Genomic DNA, 19335 nt, shown 5'->3' on the forward strand with positions numbered 1-19335 from the left:
CTCATCGACCCCACCTGGCCAGCAGGTCTGTCAACAGACCTGCGATACGCGCGCGTTCGGGCCCGTCGGCGGGCAGCCGTGTGATGGCCTCGTCCAACTGGCCCAGTTCCTCCAGGACCAGGACGGCCGTGGCGGCGTCCTCGTCGTCGAACGCGGGCGGTTCCGCGTCGGCCGGCGGGGCGAGTTCGGCCAGCAGATGGCGGGCCAGCTCCGTCGGGGTCGGGTGGTCGAAGACGAGCGTCGGCGGCAGCCGCAGCCCGGTGGCGGCGGCGAGCCGGTTGCGCAGCTTCAGCGCCGCCAGGGAGTCGAATCCCTGGTCCAGGAACCGGTGGTGGGCCGGGACGTCGTCCCGGCCGGTGTGGCCGAGGACGAGCGCGGTCTCGTCGCGCACCAGGTCCACCAGGAACGCCTCGCGCTGCGCGGGCGACTTGCCGGCCAGTTCCCCGGCCACCGTGGGCGTGCCGGCCCCGGTGGCCTGGGCTGCGGCCTTGCGGGCGGGTGCCCGGACGAGGCCGCGCAGCGGCGCCGGCAGTTCGTCGGCCGCGGCGCGCAGCGAGCGCAGGTGCAGGGCGCCGGCCACCACGAACGGTTCGTCGCCGCGGCAGGCCGCGTCGAACAGGGCGAGGCCGTGGTCCTCGGTCAGCGGGGTCATGCCGTTGACGGCGACGGGCGTCTCGGCGTCCGTGCCGTGGCCGCTCTTGGCGGCGCGTTCCGCCCACCAGCCCCAGGCCACGGAGGTCGCCGGGAGGCCGTGGGCGCGGCGGTGGCGGGCCAGCGCGTCCAGGAAGGCGTTGCCCGCCGCGTAGTTGCCCTGGCCGAGGCCGCCGAAGGTGCCCGCCACGGACGAGAACAGCACGAACGCGGACAGGTTCAGATGCCGGGTCAGTTCGTGCAGGTGCCAGGCCGCGTCGGCCTTCGGGCGCAGCGCGGTGTCCAGCCGGTCCGGGTCGAGGGCGGCGATCACCCCGTCGTCGAGGACGGAGGCGCTGTGCACGACGGCGGTGAGCGGGTGCTCGTCGGGGACGGCGGCGAGGAGTTCGGCGAGGGCCTTGCGGTCGGCGGTGTCGCAGGCCGCGAGCGTGACCGTGGCGGCGCCCGACGCACGCAGCTCGGCGCCGAGTTCGGCGGCGCCCGGGGCGGCGGGGCCGCGCCGGGAGGCGAGGACGAGGTGCCGGACCCCGTGGGCGGTGACCAGGTGCCGGGCCACCAGCGCGCCGAGGTCTCCGGAGGCGCCGGTGACGAGGACGGTGCCGTCCGGGTTCCACGGCGCCGGGCCGTCCGGCGGGGTGAGGCGGGCCAGCCTCGGGGCGGTGGCCGCGCCGGCCCGCAGTGCCAACTGCGGCTCCCCGGTGGCCGGTACGCCGCCCAGCGCCCGCCAGGAGCGGGGGTCGTCGTCGATGTCGGCCAGGACGAAGCGGCCGGGGTGCTCCGACTGTGCGGAGCGCACCAGGCCCCAGGCCGCGGCGCCGGCGAGGTCGTCCGCCGCGTCGGCCGCCGCGCCCCGGGTGAGGACCACGAGCGGTACGGCGGCGAGCCGGTCGTCGGCGAGCAGCGCCTGGAGGGCCGCCAGCGTGCCGTGCAGCACGGTGCGTGCCTCGGCGGGCGCCTCGCCCGGGGTGCCGGCGGCGGTGATCAGCACCGCGTCGGGCACCTCGGTCAGGCCGGCCGGGCCGTCGGCGCCGTGCACGGTGTGGCCGAGGGCGCGCAGGGTGTCGGCGGCGCCGAGCGGGTCGGCTCCGAGGACGGCCCAGCGGCCGGGCGTGGCCGGGGCGAGCGGCGCCGGCACCCACTCCATCCGGAACAGGGCGTCCTTGCCGATCCGCCGGCCGGCTCCCGCGGCGGGCGCGGCGGCGAGGCGGACGGTGTCGGCGGTCAGCACCGGGCCGCCCTCGGGGTCGGCCAGGGTGAGCGCCACGGTGTCGGGGCCGGTGCGCTCCGCGCGCGCTCTCAGGGTCCTTGCCCCGGTCGCGTGCAGGCGGACGCCCGACCACGCGGTGGGTGTCAGTTCGCCGTCGAGCAGCGGGCTGAGGGCGGCGTCCAGCAGCAGCGGATGCAGCGCGAACGCGTCGGCCCGCTCGGCGGTGCCGTCGTCGAGCGCGACTTCGGCGAAGAGGTCGTCACCGCGCTGCCAGGCGGCGGTCACGGCGACTCCGGCGCGGCCCGCCTCCGCGGGCGGGTCGATCGGTTCCGCGCCGGCCGGCGGCCAGTCGGTCAGGGACTCGCCGGGGGCCGGCCGGGTGACGAGCGTGGCCTCGGCGTGGCGTACCCATGGGCTGTCCGCGGTGCGGGTGTGGACGGCGGCCGTGCGGGTGCCCGCCGCGTCGGGTGCGCCGACGGTCACCCGGGTGTCGGCGCCGCCGGCCGGCACGACCAGCGGTTCGTGCACGGTCAGTTCGCCGATGCCCGCGCAGTCGGCCAGGTCGGCGGCGGCCAGGACGAGGTCGACGAGCGTGGCGTCCGGCGCCTCGGGCCCCGGCCAGGGCTGTGCGGTGGCGGAGAGCCGGCCGGTCAGGACCAGGGCCGCGTCGGCGAGTTCGACCACGGCGCCGAGCAGCGGATGCCCGGCCGGTGCCAGGCCGGCGGCCGTCACGTCGCCGCTGTCCCCGCCCGGCTCCAGCCAGTGCCGGGTGCGCTGGAAGGCGTACGTCGGCAGGTCGGCCGTACGGGCTCCGGTGCCCGCGAAGGCCGGGCGCCAGTCGACGGTGACGCCGGCCGTGTGGGCCTCGGCGGCGGCGCGCAGGAACCGGTCCCGCCCGCCCTCGTCGCGGCGTAGCGTGGCGAGGACCGCGGCGCCGGCGCCGGCGTCCTCCAGGGTCTCCTGCACGGCGACGGTGAACATCGGGTGTGCGCTGATCTCCAGGAAGGGGCCGTAGCCCTGCTCCCCCAGCGTCCGGACCGCCTGTTCGAACAGGACGGTGTGCCGCGCGTTGCGGTACCAGTAGTGGTGGTCGAGGCTGGCGGTGTCGAGCAGTTCGCCGGTGACGGTGGAGCAGAACGCGATCGGCGCGGAGCGCGGCGCGGTCGGCGCGAGGGTCTCGATCAGCTGGTCGCGCAGCGCGTCGACGTGCGCGGTGTGGCCCGCGCCGACGATCTGGCGGACCCGGCGGACGCGGACGCCCTCGGTCTCCAGGCCGGTCAGGAACTCCTCCAGCGCGTCGAGGTCGCCGGCGACGGTGACCGAGCGCGGGTCGTTGACGGCCGCGATGTCCAGGCGGTGGCCGAACGGGCGCAGCCGCTCGGCCGCCTCGGCGCGGGGCAGCGCCACGGAGGCCATGCCGCCGGTGCCGGCCAGGGTCAGCCAGGCCTTGCCGCGGGTGGCGACGATCCGGGCGGCGTCCCGCAGGTCGAGGGCGCCCGCCACGTAGGCGGCGGCGATCTCGCCCTGGCTGTGGCCGACCACGGCCGACGGCTCCACGCCGAACGAACGCCACAGCGCGGCCAGCGACACCATCATGGTGAACAGGGCGGGCTGGACGACGTCCACGCGGTGCAGCGGCGGCGCGCCCTCCTCGTCGCGGAGCACGTCGAGCAGGGACCAGTCGACGAACTCGGCGAAGGCGTCGGCGCACTGGAGCACGCTCTGGCGGAACACCGGGAAGTCGTCGAAGAGCTGCCGGGCCATGCCGGGCCACTGGGCGCCGTGTCCGGGGAAGACGAACACGGTCCGGTCGGCGCCCTGGGCGGCGCCGTCGGCGACCGCGGGGTCGGGGGTGCCGGCGGCGACGGCGTCGAGTCCGCGCAGCAGCTCGGCGCGGTCGGTGCCGAGCACCACGGCGCGGTGGTCGAACACGGCCCGGCCGGCCGCGAGGGTCCAGCCGACGTCGGCCGGGCGGGCGTCGGGGCGGGTCTCCAGGTGGGTGCGCAGCCGCGCGGCCTGGGCGCGCAGGGCGTCCCGGGTACGGCCGTGCACCGGCCACACCACGGGCCGCGCGGGCTCGGGCGCGGTCTGCGAGGTGTCCTCGCCGAAGGCCGGGTGAACCTCCTCGGCGGGGGCCTGTTCGAGGATCACGTGGGCGTTGGTGCCGGACAGGCCGAACGCCGACACGGCGGCCCGCCGCGGCCGGTCCACGGCCGGCCAGTCCCGGGCCTCGGTCAGCACCTCGACGGCGCCGGTGGTCCAGTCGACCTGGCTGGTGGGCCGGTCCACGTGGAGCGTGGCGGGCAGCAGGCCGTGCCGCAGCGCCTGCACGGTCTTGATCACGCCGGCCGCGCCGGACGCTGCCTGGGAGTGGCCGATGTTGGACTTCACCGAGCCGAGCCAGAGCGGTTCGGTGCGGTCCTGGCCGTAGGTGGCGAGCAGGGCCTGGGCCTCGATCGGGTCGCCGAGGCGGGTGCCGGTGCCATGGGCCTCCACGGCGTCGACGTCGACGGGCCGCAGCCCGGCGTCGGCGAGCGCGGCGGTGATGACGCGCTGCTGGGCGGGTCCGCTGGGGGCGGTGAGCCCGTTGGAGGCGCCGTCCTGGTTGATCGCCGAGCCGCGTACGAGGGCGAGGACGCGGTGGCCCTGGGCGCGGGCCCGGGAGAGGCGTTCCACCAGCAGCAGCCCGACGCCCTCGGCGAGGCCGGTGCCGTCGGCGGCGTCGGCGAAGGCCTTGCAGCGGCCGTCGCCGGACAGGCCGCGCTGCGCGGAGAAGCCGATCAGGGCGGCCGGGCTGGACATGAGGGCGACGCCGCCGGCCAGGGCCAGGTCGCTCTCGCCGCTGCGCACCGACTGGCAGGCCAGGTGGAGGGCGACCAGGGAGGACGAGCAGGCGGTGTCCACGGTGACGGCCGGGCCCTCGAAACCGAAGGTGTAGGAGATCCGGCCGGAGATCACGCTCGGCACGTTGCCGGTGAGCAGCTGTCCGTCGGAGCCGCCGGCGCCGGGGCCGCGGCTGGAGGCGTAGTCGCCGACGTTGGCGCCGGCGAAGACGCCGACGCGCCCGCCGCGCAGGCCGGTGACGTCGATGCCGGCGTGCTCGAACGCCTCCCAGGCGGCCTCCAGGAGCAGCCGCTGCTGCGGGTCGGTGGCGCGGGCCTCCGCCGGGGCGATGCCGAAGAAGGCGGCGTCGAAGCCGGCGGGGTCGGTGAGGAAGGCCCCTTGGCGGACGTAGCTGCGGCCGCGGGCGTCGGGGTCGGAGTCGTAGAGCGAGTCGAGGTCCCAGCCGCGGTCGGTGGGCAGGCCGCCCACCGCGTCCTGCCCGGCCACGACGAGCTGCCACAGCTCGTCCGGGGAGGCGACGCCGCCGGCGTAGCGGCAGCTGAGGCCGACGATCGCGATCGGGTCGTCGTCATCGGCGGCGGCGCGGGCGGCGGGCACGGCGACGTCCGCCGCGGCGGTGTCGAAGGCGAGCGCGAGCAGGTGGTCGGCCAGCGCGGTGGGCGACGGGTGGTCGAAGACGAGGGTGGCGGGCAGCGCCAGGCCGGTGGCCGAGCGGAGCCGGTTGCGCAGCTCGACCGCGGTGATGGAGTCGAAGCCGACGTCCCGGAAGGCGCGGTCGGCGGGGAGCGCGGCGGGCGAGTCGTGGCCGAGGACGGCGGCGGCGTGCTCGCGGACCAGTTCGGTGACGGCCCGTCGGCGGCCGGCCTCGGGCAGGGCGCCGAGCCGCTCGCGCAGCGCGGACACGGTTCCAGTGTCGACGGTGGCGGTGCGCAGGACGGCGGCGGCCTCGGGCACGGACTCCAGCAGCGGCCGGCGGCGCGCGGAGCAGAACACCGGGACGAACCGGGTCCAGTCGACGTCGGCGATCACCACGGTCGTCTCGTCGTGGTCGAGCGTCTGCCGCAGGCCGGCGACGGCGAGGTCCGGGTCGAGGAACGGCAGGCCCTGCCGGCCGACGCGTTCGGGGTCGACGTCCTCGTTCACGCCGTCCCACTCGTTGACGGCGGCCCAGATGCCCCAGGCGACGGAGGTCGCGGTCAGGCCGCGGGCCCGGCGGTCCTCGGCGAGGGCGTCGAGGTAGGCGTTGGCGGCGGCGTAGGGGGCGTGCAGTCCGCTGCCCCAGACGCCTGCGACCGAGGAGAACAGCACGAAGGCGTCCAGGTCCCGGTCGGCGAGGAGTTCGTCGAGGTGCCGGGCGCCGAGCACCTTGGCGGCCGTCTGGTCGGCGAAGGTGTCGACGGGGGTGTCGGCCAGCGGGCGCAGTTCGAGGGCGGTGGCGGCGTGCAGGACGCTGCGCACCGGGGTCCCGGCCGTGTCGAGTCCGTCGATGAGCGCGGCCAGTTCGGCGCGGTCGGTGACGTCGCAGACCGGGAAGTGGAGTTCGGTGCCGGTGCCGGCCAGTTCGGCGGTCAGCTCGGCCGCGATCGGTGCGTCGGCGCCGCGGCGGCCGGGCAGCACGATGCGCTCGGCGCCCTGTTCGGCCAGCCAGCGCACCAGGTGCGGCCCGAGGGCGCCGGTGCCGCCGGTGAGCAGGACGGTGCCGGCGGGCCGCCAGGGCCGGGGGGCGGGCTCGGTGCCGAGCGGCGCGCGGGTCAGGCGGCGGGCGGACACGCCGGTGGCGCGCAGCGCCGTCTGGTCCTCGTCGCCGCCGGCGGCGAGCAGGGCGGCCAGCCGGCCCGCGGCGCGGTCGTCCCACTCGGCGGGCAGGTCGATCAGGCCGCCCCAGCGGTCGGGGTGCTCCAGCGCGACGACCCGGCCCAGGCCCCAGATCTGCGCCTGGGCGGGCGCGGTGACCTGGTCGGCGGGGCCGGTGGCGACGGCACCCCGGGTGGCGCACCACAGGGGCGCGGTGACGCCGGCGTCGCCGAGGGCCTGTACGAGGGCGACGGTCAGGGCCAGTCCGGTGGGCAGGGCCGGGTGCGCGGCGTGCGGGGCGTCGTCCAGGGCGAGCAGGGACAGCACGCCGGCCGGGCGGAGGCCGGTCAGCCGGGCCGCGAGCGCCGCGCGGTCGGTGTCGTCCGCGCCCAGGGTGAGCGTGGTGACGTCGGCGCCGTGCCCGGTGAGCGCGGCGGCGCACTGCGCGGCGAGTCCGTCACCGGCCCGGGTCTCGGGTACGACGAGCAGCCACGGCCCGGTCAGCCGGGCGCTGTCGGGGACGGCGAGCCGCTCCCAGGCGACGGTGTAGCGCCAGCTGTCCACGGCGGACCGCTCGCGCAGCAGGCGGCGCCAGCGCGAGAGGGCCGGTACGACGGCGGTGAGCGGGTCGTCCGTGTCGACGCCGAGCGCGCGGGAGAGTTCCTCGACGTCGGCGCGGTCCACGATGTCCCAGAACCGGCCGTCCCACGGGTCGGTGCCGGTGCTGGCGGCCAGGGCGGCGCGCCGCTGCGGGGTGAGCCAGTAGCGCTCGCGCTGGAAGGCGTAGGTGGGCAGGTCGACCCGGCGGGGTCCGTACGGGGCGAGTTCGGCGGCCCAGTCGACGGGGGCGCCGAGGACGGCGGCCTCGGCGAGCGCGGTGCGGAAGCGGAGCAGGTCGCCCTGGTCGCGGCGGAGGGTGGCGATCGCCGCGGCGGGCACGTCCATGGCCTCGGCGGTCTGCTGCACGCCGAGCGTGAGCACGGGGTGCGGGCCGACCTCGATGAACACGCGGTGGCCCTGCTCGAGGGCGCGCCGGGTGGCCGCCTCGAAGCGGACCTGCTCGCGCAGGTTGCGGTACCAGTAGTCGGCGTCGAGTCCGGTGGTGTCGAGGGGTTCCCCGGTGAGAGTGGACAGGAAGGTCACCTCGGCCGGGCGCGGGGCGATGCCGGCGAGGTCGGCGGCGAGGCGGTCGCGGACCTCGGCGACGTGCGGGGAGTGCGAGGCGTAGTCGACGGGGATGCGGCGCACCCGGACGCCCTCGGCCTCCCAGGCGGCCTGGGCCTCGTCCAGGGCGGCCGTCTCGCCGGAGACCACCACGGTGGCGGGCCCGTTGACGGCGGCGACGCCGAGGCCGGGCCGGCTGTCGAGCCGGGCGCGGACCTCCGCCTCGGGCAGCGGGACCGAGAGCATGCCGCCGCGGCCGGCGAGCGCGAGCAGGGCCTTGGCGCGCAGCGCGACGACCTTCGCGCCGTCCTCCAGGGACAGGGCGCCGGCGACGCAGGCGGCGGCGATCTCGCCCTGCGAGTGGCCGAGTACGGCGTCGGGCCGTACGCCCGCGGCCCGCCACAGCTCGGCGAGGCTGACCATGACGGCCCACAGCACGGGCTGGACGACGTCGACCCGCTCCAGTGCCTGCGGGGAGCGGATCGCCTCGTCGGGCGACCAGTCCACCCAGGGGGCGAGCGCGCGGGCGCATTCGGCCCACTTCGCCGCGAACACCGGCGAGGTCTCCAGCAGGGGTACGGCCATGCCGGCCCACTGGGCGCCCTGGCCGGGGAAGACGAAGGTGATCCGGCGCGCGCCGGCCGCGGCGGTGCCGGTGACGACGGCGGGGTCGGGCCGTCCCTCGGCCAGCGCGGTGAGGGCGTCCAGCAGTCCGGCCCGGTCGTCGGCGAGCACGACGGCCCGGGACGCCAGCGCGGCGCGCGTGGTGGCGGCGCTGAACGCGATGTCCTGCGGGGCGAGTTCGGGGTGCTCGGCGAGGTGGGCGGCCAGCCGGAGGGCCTGGGCACGGACGCCGGGCTCGGTCGCGGCGGAGAGGGGGACGGGGAGGGCGGCGGGGGCGGGGCGGGGCCCGGCGGGGGCCGGCGCGGCGGAGGTCTGGTCTCCCGCGGACGTCCGCGCCGCGGTGGCCTGGTCCCCGGCGGACCGCGGTGCCGGAACGGCCTGGTCTCCGGCGGGCTCCGGTGCCGCGGGGGCGGGGGCCTGTTCCAGGACGATGTGGGCGTTGGTGCCGCTGATGCCGAACGAGGACACCGCGGCGCGGCGCGGCCTGCCGGTCTCGGGCCAGGCGCGTGTCTCCCGCAGCGGTTCCACGGCGCCGGCGGTCCAGTCGACCTGTGGGGTCGGCTCGGTCAGGTGGGCGGTGCCGGGCAGTACGCCGTGCCGGAGGGCCAGGACGGCCTTGATGACTCCGGCGACACCGGCGGCGGCCTGGGTGTGGCCGATGTTGGACTTCACCGAGCCGAGCCAGAGCGGTTCGGCGCGGTCCTGGCCGTAGGTGGCGAGCAGGGCCTGCACCTCGATCGGGTCGCCGAGCGGGGTGCCGGTGCCGTGGCCCTCCACGAGGTCCAGGTCGGCGGGGGTGAGTCGGGCGTCGGCGAGCGCCTGCCGGATGACCCGCTGCTGGGCCGGCCCGTTGGGGGTGGTGAGGCCGCTGCTGGCGCCGTCCTGGTTGACCGCGGAGCCGCGCAGCACGGCGAGGACGGGGTGGCCGAGCCGTTCGGCGTCGCTGAGCCGTTCGACGAGGAGCATGCCGACGCCCTCGGACCAGCCGGTGCCGTCGGCTTCGGCGGAGTAGGACTTGCAGCGTCCGTCGGCGGCGAGTCCGCCCTGGCGGGAGAAGTCCACGAAGACGGCCGGGGTGGACAGCACGGTCGCGCCGCCGGCCAGGGCCATCGTGCACTCCCCGGCGCGCAGGGCCCGGACGGCGGAGTGCAGGGCGACCAGGGACGAGGAGCAGGCGGTGTCGACGGTGACGGCGGGGCCCTCCAGGCCCAGTGTGTAGGCGATCCGGCCGCTGGCGACGCTGCCCGCGGTGCCGAGGCCGAGGTAGCCCTCGACACCCTCGGGCAGGGGGTCGGCCCCGGTGCCGTAGTCGTGGTACATCACGCCGGCGTAGACGCCGGTGCGGCTGCCGCGCAGCGAGGTGGGGTCGATGCCGGCGCGTTCGACGGCCTCCCAGGCGGTCTCCAGGAGGAGCCGCTGCTGCGGGTCCATGGCGAGCGCCTCGCGGGGGCTGATGCCGAACAGGCCGGGGTCGAACTCGCCCGCGTCGTGCAGGAACCCGCCCTCGCGGGTGTGGCTGGTGCCGGAGCGCTCGGGGTCGTCGGCGAAGAGGGCCGCCAGGTCCCAGCCGCGGTCGGTGGGGAAGGCGCCCATGGCGTCCCGGCCGTCCAGGACGAGCCGCCACAGGTCCTCCGGCGAGCTGACGCCACCGGGGTACCGGCAGGCCATGCCGACGATCGCGATCGGCTCGTGCGCCCGGTCCTCGGCCTCGCGCAGCCGCTGCTTGGCGCGGCGCAGGTCGGTGGTCAGGCGCTTGAGCGTCTCCACGACCTTGCGGTCGTCGGTCTGTTCCTGGGACAACGCGGTGGCTCCTCGTGCGGTGGTGCGGTCGGTCGTGCGGTCGTGCTCGGTCATCAGAAGTCCCCCAGCTCCCGGTCGGCGAGGTCGAGCAGATCGGCGAGGCTCTCCTCGCCGGTCTCGTCGAGCGGCTCGTCCGGGGCCGGGTCGTCGAGGGTGCGCAGCAGTGCTCGCAGCCGGGTACGCAGGCCCTCGCGCAGCTCGGGGTCGCCGGCGAACTCGGCTGCCGCGTCCTCCAGTTCGGCGAGTGTGCTGGTGCGCAGGGACGCCACGGTGGGGCGGCCGGGGGCCAGTTCGGCCACCAGGTGGGCCGCGAGCGCGGCGGGCGTGGGGTGATCGAAGATCACCGTGGCGGGCAGCCGCAGGCCCGCGGCGGCGCCCAGCCGGTTGCGCAGTTCGACGGACATCAGGGAGTCGAAGCCGAGCTGCTGGAAGCCGCGGTCGCGGTCGACGCCGTCGGCCGTGGCGTGGCCGAGTACCTCGGCGGTGTGCCGCAGGACGGCGTCGAGTGCCCGGCGTTCCCGTTCCGCGACGGGCAGCGCGGCCAGGGTGTCCGCGAGCGGCTCGGCCGGTTCGGGTGCCGTCCGGGCCGGGGCGGGCACCAGGGCCCGCAGGAACGGCGGGAGTTCCGCCGCCCTGGCGCGCAGTCCCGGCAGGTCGAGCCGGGCGGCGAGCGGTGCGGTCGGTGCTCCGGTACGGGCGGTGTCGAACAGCGCCAGGCCGAGTGCGGCGTCGAGCGGCAGCAGTCCGGCCCGGGAGGCGCGCCGGGTGTCGAGCTGTGCGGCCATGCCGTCGGCCCAGGGGCCCCAGGCGATCGACACCGCGGGCAGGCCGGCGGCCCGGCGGTGCGCCGCCAGGGCGTCCAGGAACGCGTTGGCGGCCGCGTAGTTGGCCTGTCCGGGTGCGCCGAGGAGTCCCGCGGCGGACGAGAACAGTATGAACGCGTCCAGGTCGCCGGTGAGTTCGTGCAGGTGCCAGGCGGCGTCCGCCTTGGGCCGCAGGACGGTGTCGAGCCGGTCCGGGTCGAGCGCCGCGACGACGCCGTCGTCGAGCACACCCGCGGCGTGCACGACGGCCGTCACGGGGTGCTCGGGGTCGACGCTCGCCAGGAGCGCGGCCAGCGCGTCCCGGTCGGCGACGTCGCACGCCGCGAAGCGGACCTCGGCGCCGGCCGCGGCGAGTTCCGCGGCCAGCTCCGGCTGCCGGCCCTGCCGGCTGACCAGCAGCAGCCGCCGGGCGCCGTGCTCGGCGACCAGGTGCCGGGCCACCAGGGTGCCGAGGCTGCCGGTGGCTCCGGTGACCAGCACCGTGCCGCGCGCGCCGAGCGGGGCGGCGGGTACGGCGGGTTCGGCGGGGGTGGCGCGGACCAGGCGGGCGGCGCGGACCGCACCGGCGCGGATCACCAGCTGCGGCTCGCCCGTCGCCAGGGCCGCGGGCAGCGCGGCCAGGGACGCCGCGTCGTCGTCCACGTCGGCCAGCACGAGCCGGCCGGGGTGCTCGGACTGCGCCGCGCGCACCAGGCCCCAGGCCGCGGCACCGGCCAGGTCGGGCCGCTCACCGGCGAGCGCCACCGCGCCGCGGGTGAGCAGGACCAGCCGGGCGGCGGACTCCCCCGCCACCCATGTCTGCACCAGGTCGAGGGCGTCGCGCAGGGCGACCCGGACGGCCTCGGGCACATCGGTCGCGCCCCCGGCCCCGCCGGACACGGCCGCGAGCACGATGTCCAGGCCGTCCGGCACTGTCGCGAGGTCCTTGACCGTCTCGGTCCCGGCCCCCAGTACGTCGGCCAGCTCCGCGTCCGTGGGGGCGAGCACCGCCCAGTGTCCGGCGGGCCGCGGGCCCTGCGCCACGGAGACCGGCACCCAGTCCAGGTCGAACAGCGCCTCGGTGGCGGCCGGCGCGGTGCGCAGGTCCTCCGGGGCGATCGCGCGCAGACGCAGCGCTCCGACCTCGATCACGGCGCGGCCCTCGTCGTCCGTGGCGCGCAGGGACAGCCCGCCGCTTCCGTCCGGGGCGATCCGGACCCGCAGGGAGCGGGCGCCGGCGGTGTGCACCTCCACGTCGCTCCAGGTGAACGGCACGCCCGCGACGCCGAGTCCGCCGACAGCGGCCGCGTGCAGGGCCGTGTCGAGCAGCGCCGGGTGCACGCCGAAGCCCGCGGGGTCGGTGCCCGGCGCGGGGCCGATCTCGGCGAACACCTCGGCGGCCGGGCCGTCACCGCGCCGCCAGACCGCGCGCAGGGCGCGGAAGGCGGGGCCGTAGCCGAGGCCGGCGGCGGCCAGCTCGTCGTAGTGGCCGGCCGTCACCACCGGTTCGGCGTCCTGCGGCGGCCAGGGCAGCGGGTCGGTGCCGGGTGCCGGTGCCGCCGGGGCGAGGACGCCGGTGGCGTGCCGCACCCACTCCCGGCCGTCGTCGGCGCGGGCGGACACGGTGACCGGCCGCTCGCCGTCGGCGGCGGTGCCCACGTGCACCTGGACCAGGACCGAGCCGTCCGCGGGCAGTACGAGCGGCGCGGCCAGGGTGAGTTCCCGTACCCGGGGCAGGCCGACGCGTTCGCCGGCCGCGCGGGCGAGTTCCACGAAGGCGGTGCCGGGCAGCAGGACGGTGTCCAGGACGGTGTGGTCGGCCAGCCAGGGATGGGTGGCCGTGTCGAGCCGGCCGGTGAGCAGCATCCCGTCGGGCGAGTCGACGGCGGCCCCGAGCAGCGGGTGCCCGGCGGTGGCGAGCCCGGCGGCGGAGAGGTCGCCGGTCCGCGCGGCGGACTCCAGCCAGTAGCGGGTGCGCTGGAACGCGGTCGTCGGCAGTTCGACGGTCCGGGCTCCGGTGCCCGCGAAGAAGGCCGGCCAGTCCACCGCCGTGCCCCGGTCGTGCAGGGCGCCGAGCGCAGCGGCGACGGCGGGCGCCTCGGGGCGTCCGGCGCGCAGCGTGGGCACGGCCACGGCGGCGTCCGGCAGCAGCGGGGCGGCCATCGCGGTGAGGACGCCGTCCGGGCCGAGTTCCACGACGGTGTCCACGCCGGCCTCGCCGAGGGCGCGGACGCCGTCGGCGAACCGGACGGTGTCCCGGACGTGCCGGACCCAGTAGCCGGGGGTGCACAGCTCGTCGCCGGCGACGGTGCCGGTCACCGTGGACACCAGGGGGATCCGCGGCGCACGGAACTCCACGTCGGCCAGGGCCGCCGCGAAGTCGGCGAGCATGGGCTCCATCAGCGGCGAGTGGAAGGCGTGCGACACCTTCAGTTCCCGGGTGCGGCAGCCGCGCGCGGCCCACAGCTCTGCGGTGGCCAGCACCGCGTCCCGCGCGCCGGAGACGACCACGGAACGGGGGCCGTTGACCGCGGCGAGCACCGCGCCGTCGGCGAGTTCGGCGGCCACTTCGTCCTCGGGCGCCTCGACGGCGGCCATCGCGCCGCCCGCCGGCAGGGCGGCCATGAGCCGGCTGCGGGCGGCGACGACGCGCACCGCGTCGGGCAGCGACCACACGCCGGCCAGATGCGCGGCGGCCAGTTCGCCGACGGAGTGGCCGAGCAGGAAGTCCGGTACGACGCCCCAGGACTCGAAGAGCCGTCCGAGCGCGACCTCCAGCGCGAACAGCGCCGGCTGTGCGTACCCGGTGTCGTCGAGCCCGTCGCCGGTGGCGACGACCTCGCGCAGCGGCCGGTCGAGGACCACGTCGAACGCGGCGCACACCTCGGCGTAGGCGGCGGCGAACACCGGGTGGGCGGCGGCCAGTTCCTCGCCGGTGCCGGGGCGCTGGGCGCCCTGCCCGGTGAACAGGAACGCGGTGTGTCCGGTGCCGGCCACCGTGGCCGGTCCCAACTCGCGGAGCCCGGCCAGCAGTTCCTCGCGGGTCGCCGCGACGACGCTGGCCCGGCGCTCCAGCCGGGCCCGCCCGGTCACCGCGGAGTAGGCGATGTCGAGCGGGATCAGGTCCGGGTCGGCGGTCAGCGCGGCGGCGAGCCGGTCGGCCTGGGCCCGCAGTCCCGCGTCGGTACGCGCCGACAGCGCCACCGGCACGGGGACGGCGGGCCGTTCGCCGGCCTCGGCAGGCTGGTGGTCACCGTGGTCCGGGTGTTCCAGCACCACATGGGCGTTGGTGCCGGACAGACCGAAGGAGGACACGGCGGCCCGGCGCGGCCGGTCCGTGCGCGGCCACTCCCGCTCCTCGGCCAGGAGTTCCACCGCGCCGGAGGCCCAGTCGATGTGCGGGGACGGCTCGTCGGCGTGCAGCGTGCGGGGCAGCACACCGTGCCGCATGGCCTCGACCATCTTGATCACACCGGCCACACCGGCGGCGGCCTGCGTGTGCCCGATGTTGGACTTGATGGAGCCGAGCCACAGCGGTTCGGCGCGCTCCTGGCCGTAGGCGGCGAGCAGCGCCTCCACCTCGATCGGGTCGCCGAGCGAGGTGCCGGTGCCGTGGCCCTCCACGGCGTCCACGTCGGACGGCCTGAGGCCCGCGTCGGCCAGCGCCTGCCGGATCACCCGCTGCTGCGAGGGCCCGTTGGGCGCGGTGAGCCCGTTGGACGCGCCGTCCTGGTTGACGGCGGTGCCGCGGATGACGGCCAGCACCCGGTGCCCGTTGCGTCGGGCGTCGGAGAGCCGTTCGACCAGGAGCATGCCGACGCCCTCGGACCAGCCGGTGCCGTCGGCGCCGGCGCCGTACGACTTGCAGCGTCCGTCGGTGGCGAGGCCGCGCTGCCGGGAGAAGTCGACGAAGACACCCGGGGTGGCCATCACGGTGACACCGCCGGCGAGCGCGAGGTCGCTCTCGCCGGAGCGCAGCGACTGGACGGCCCAGTGCAGGGCGACCAGCGACGAGGAGCAGGCGGTGTCGACGGTGACGGCCTGGCCCTCCAGGCCGAGGGCGTAGGCGATCCGGCCGGAGGCGATGCTGCCCGAGTTGCCGGTGCCGAGGTAGCCCTCGACGCCGTCGGGCAGGACGTCCACGCGGGCCGCGTAGTCGTGGTACATCACTCCCGCGTAGACGCCGGTCCGGCTGCCGCGCAGCGATGCCGGGTCGATCCCGGCGCGCTCGATCGCCTCCCAGGACGCCTCCAGCAGCAGCCGCTGCTGCGGGTCCATGGCCAGGGCCTCTCGCGGGCTGATGCCGAAGAAGTCGGCGTCGAACTCGCCCGCGTCGTGCAGGAATCCGCCTTCGCGGGTGTGGCTGGTGCCGGGCCGCTCGGGGTCGTCGGCGAACAGGGCCCGCAGGTCCCAGCCGCGGTCGGTCGGGAACCCGGAGATCGCGTCGCGGCCTTCGGCGACCGCGCGCCACAGCTCGTCCGGGGAGGTGATCCCGCCCGGGTAGTGGCAGGCCATACCGACGATCGCGATCGGCTCGTCCGCCGGTACGGCGGCGGGAGCCGGCTGCGCCGAGCCGGTCGTGGCGCCGAGCACGCGCTCCAGCAGGTGCGCGGCCAGCCCGGCCGGGGTGGGGTAGTCGAACACGGCGGTCGTGCCGAGCCGCAGCCCGGTCGCCGTGGCGAGCCGGTTGCGCAGTTCGACGGCGGTGAGCGAGTCGAAGCCCAGGTCGAGGAAGGCCCGGTCCGCGGCGACAGCGGAAGAGGATGCGTGCCCCAGCACGGCCGCCGCCTGCTCACGGACCCACTCGACGGCGGCGCGTTCGCTCTCGGCCGGCGACAGCCCGGTGAACCGGTCGGCCCACTCGGCGCCCCGCCCGGCACCGTCGGCGACCGTCCGCCGGACCGGACGCCCGACGAGCGCCTGGAACAGAGGCGGCAGCGACTGCGCCGCGCGCAGCGCGGACAGGTCCCACAGCGCGGCGACGGCGAGCGCGTCGGTGCCGCGTACGGCCTGGTCGAAGAGGGCGAGCCCGTCCTCGGTACCGAGGGCCCGGGTTCCCGACCGGCTGATACGGGCGCGGTCCGCCCGCCCCAGCCCCGTGGTCATGCCGTCGGTCCAGGGCCCCCAGGCGATGGAGGTGGCGGGCAGGCCCTGCGCCCGCCGATGCTCCGCGAGCGCGTCCAGCGCGGCGTTCGCCGCCGCGTACCCGCCCTGCCCCGCGGTGCCCACGACACCCGCGAGCGACGAGAACAACACAAAGGCACGCAGGTCCAGTCCGGACGTCAGCTCGTGCAGATGCCAGGCACCGTCGACCTTCGCCTTCAGCACCCCGTCGACCCGGTCAGGGGTCAGCGACTCCACCGTGCCGTCATCCAGCACACCGGCCGCGTGCACCACACCCGTCAGCGGGAACTGTGCGATCACGCGCTTCAGCGCGTCCCGGTCGAACACATCACACGCCACCACATCCACAGCGGCGCCCAACTCGCCCAACTCGGCGACCAGTTCCTCGGCACCGCCCCGACGGCTAGCCAGCACCAGCCTGCGCACACCGTGCTCGGCCACCAGATGCCGGGCCACCACACGGCCCAGGGCACCCGTACCACCGGTCACCAGCACTACATCGTCCGCACCGAACGGCACCTCACCAGCGGGCTGAGAGGCCCCGCGCGCCAACCGGGGCGCGTAGAGCGCTCCGTTCCGTACGGCGATCTGGGGCTCGCCGGTGCGGAGGGCCGTGGAGGCGATCGAGTCGTGGTTGTCGTCGTCCGGCGCCAGGTCGGCGAGGACGAACCGGCCGGGGTGCTCGGACTGGGCGGAGCGCACCAGGCCCCACACCGCGGCGGCCACCGGGTCCGGTGCCTCGTCCGGCAGCGCCGCGACGGCGCCCCGGGTGACGAAGACCAGGCGCTCGGGCCGGTCGTCGGCCAGCCATTCCTGGAGCCGGGCCAGGGCGGCGGCGACGCCGGCACGCACCTCGGCCACGATGTCGCCGCCGGCGCTACGGCCGGTCACGGGGACGACGGTGATGTCGTCGTCCGCGCGGTCGTCCGCCGGTACGACGGGCACCCACTCGACCCGGTAGGGGCGCGCGCCCGCCGCCGCGCGGACGGCACGCGCGTCGCCGACGGGCCGCAGCCGGACTCCCTCGATCTCGGCCACGGGCTGTCCGCCGGCATCGGCCGCGGTCAGTGCGATCCCGCCGTTCTCGGCCCGGAGCCGGACGCGCAGCGCCCTGGCACCGACGGCGTGGATCCGCGCGCCGGTCCACGCGAAGGGCAGCTGGCCGTCCGCCCAGTCCGGGACCAGGTTCGCGCAGCCGAGCGCGTGCAGGGCGGCGTCGAGCAGCGCCGGGTGCAGGCCGTAGCCCGCGACGGAGGCCGTCTCGTCCGGAAGGGCGATGTCGGCGTAGACGGCGCCGTCCCGCACCCAGGCGGCACGCAGGCCGCGGAAGAGGGGGCCGTACGCGAACCCGGTGGCGGCCAGGTCGTCGTACAGGCCGTCCACGGACACGGGTTCGGCGCCCTGGGGCGGCCACTCGGTCAGCGCCTCGGCGGCGGGGCCGCTCTCGGGCGCCAGCACGCCGATCGCGTGCTGGGTCCAGGCGTCCTCGTCGTCCTCGGGCCGCGAGTAGATGCCGACCTGGCGGCTCCCGTCGGGCTCGGTCCCCTCGACCCTGACCTGCAGGCGCACCGAGCCGTGGGCCGGGAGCGCCAGCGGGGCCTGCAGCGCGAGGTCGTCCACCCGCGGGCAGCCGACGTGTTCGCCCGCCGCGAGGGCGAGGTCCAGGAACGCCGTGCCCGGCAGCAGGGCCGGCCCCAGGATGGCGTGGTCGGCCAGCCACGGGTGGGTGCTCAGCGACACGCTGCCGGTGAACGCCACCGCGTCCGTGCCGGGCAGTTCGACGCTGGCGCCGAGCAGGGGGTGCCCGGTGGCCGTGAGACCGACGCCCGCGAGGCCGACGGGGCCGGCCGCGGGCGGCGCGAGCCAGAAGCGTTCGCGCTGGAAGGCGTAGGTGGGCAGGTCGACACGACGGGCACCGGTACCGGCGAAGAACCGGTCCCACTCCACATCGACACCATGCGCGTGCAGCACACCCAACGCCGTCACCACAGCCTGCGCGGCCGGCTTGCCCGCCCGCTGCACAGGAACACACAACACGCCCTCAACCGATTCGCCCACCGGCCCCGACAACACCGCATCCGGCGCCAACTCCACAAAGACACCGGCCTCCGCCGCCACCACAGCATCGGCGAAACGGACGGTCTCCCGGACGTTACGCACCCAGTAGCCCGGCTCGCACAGCTCGTCCGCCACCGCAGCACCGGTCACCGTCGAGACGAACGGCAGCTTCGGAGCGTGGAACGTCACAGACTCCAGCACCTGACGGAACTCGTCCAGGATCGGATCCATCCGGTGGGAGTGGAAAGCGTGGCTCACCTGGAGGCGCTTGGTGCGGCGGTCCGACCAGCGGGCGGCCTCAGCGAGCACGGCCTCCTCGTCACCGGACAGCACCACCGACGACGGACCATTGACCGCCGCCAGCTCCACACCCTCCGGCAACTCCAACTCATGCTCACCAGCCTGGACGGCGACCATCGCACCGCCCTCCGGCAGCGCCTGCATCAACCGCCCACGAGCAGCCACCACACGCACCGCGTCCTCAAGCGACCACACACCCGCGACACAGGCAGCAGCCAACTCACCCACAGAATGGCCGAGTACCGCATCAGGCCGGACGCCCCACGACTCCAGCAGCCGGAACAACGCCACCTCGAAGGCGAACAGTCCGGACTGCGCGTACACCGTCTGATCCAGCTCCGGGCCGCCCTCGGCGATCACCTCACCCAACGACCGGTCCAGCACACCCTCGAACGCCGCACACACCTGAGCGAACACCTCCGCGAACACCGGGTACACGGCGGCCAGTTCCGCCCCCATCCCGGCCCGCTGCGCACCCTGACCCGCGAACACGAACGCGGTCCGGGCCTCGCGAGCCATGGTGGGAAGGGCGGTGTCAAGGGCGGCGAGCAGCTCCCCCGTGGTCTCGCCGACGCCCGTCACCCGGTGGGCCAGCGCGGCTCGGCCGGTGGCCAGGCTGAGGCCAATGTCGGCCGGCCGCGCCTCCGGGTGCTCCGTGACGAACGCACGCAGCCGCTCGATCTGCGCCCGCAGCGCGGTCTCGGAGCGGGCCGACAACAGCCAGGGCACGGCAGGAAGTTCAGCCGAGCCGGTGGGCGCCGGCTCCTCGGGGGCCTCTTCGAGGACGACGTGGGCGTTGGTGCCGGAGACGCCGAACGAGGACACGCCCGCCCGGCGCGGCCGACCCGCACGCTCCCAGTCCCGTGCTTCCGTCAGCAGCTCGACCGCGCCGGCGGTCCAGTCGACGTGCGGGGACGGCTCGTCCACGTGGAGGGTGGGCGGCAGCGTCCCGTTCCGCATCGCCTG

General features: G+C 76.7%; 2 protein-coding genes. Both read right to left on the reverse strand.

Features of this window, described 5'->3' with window-relative positions; genetic code table 11:
• Position 1 precedes the first annotated feature (1 nt).
• A complete protein-coding gene (locus tag ABZ937_RS13250) occupies positions 2-10138 on the reverse strand; it encodes a type I polyketide synthase (protein WP_361690153.1) in 10137 nt (3378 codons plus the stop codon).
• Entirely contained in the window at positions 10138-19296 is a 9159-nt protein-coding gene (locus tag ABZ937_RS13255; RefSeq protein ID WP_361690156.1) for a type I polyketide synthase, read from the reverse strand. Before ABZ937_RS13255 ends, ABZ937_RS13250 begins: the two co-directional genes overlap by 1 nt.
• Positions 19297-19335: the final 39 nt, after the last annotated feature.

This window comes from Streptomyces sp. NPDC046727 (assembly GCF_040645635.1).
Lineage (GTDB): Bacteria > Actinomycetota > Actinomycetes > Streptomycetales > Streptomycetaceae > Streptomyces.

Coding starts and splice junctions, on each gene's coding strand:
- ABZ937_RS13250 (WP_361690153.1), bottom strand. CDS start 10,138: ATGACCGAGCACGACCGCACGACCGACCGCACCACCGCACGAGGAGCC.